General features: G+C 44.9%; 1 protein-coding gene. It reads left to right on the plus strand.

The window, feature by feature from the left end; all coding sequences use genetic code 11:
- On the plus strand, nt 1-406 hold a 406-nt coding region (locus R7R78_RS28280; RefSeq protein WP_318119763.1), incomplete at its 5' end, for a S16 family serine protease.
- Nucleotides 407-573 lie beyond the last annotated feature (167 nt).

Consider the following 573-nt stretch of genomic DNA (forward strand, 5'->3'; position numbering starts at 1 on the left):
CGCGAGCATGGCGGAGTTTTGTGCCGTGGTTTCGGCTTTTTCTAAACAACCAAATCGACAAGATATCGCGATCACGGGGTCAATGAACCAATTTGGTGAAGCGCAGCCGATTGGTGGCGTAAACGAAAAAATCGAAGGTTTCTATGATGTGTGTGTGATCAAAGGTCGTCACTCCGGACAGGGCGTGATCATTCCTCGTTCGAATGTTCATAACTTGATGTTACGCGCTGACATCGTGAAAGCGGTAGAAAAAGGGGAGTTCCATATTTGGGCAATTGACCACGTGACTGAGGCCATTGAACTGTTCACCGGCAAGGTGGCAGGTGAGCCGACAGATGAAGGTTCTTACCCGATTGATACGATTTTTGGCCTTGCTCAAGCGAAGCTCAATTCGCTGAGAAAGTAAGCGATACTTGCTCTGGATGTGAATAAATATCATCACAATTAATCACAACTTGTAATAACGACAATATCCCGACACTAGTGTCGGGATATTGTCAATAACAGATTGAAAATGGGGACTTTTTGTACTAGACAAAAGTGTGATCGACCACTAATATTCGCCACTTGTTT

It is taken from the genome of Vibrio sp. 2134-1, assembly GCF_033339495.1.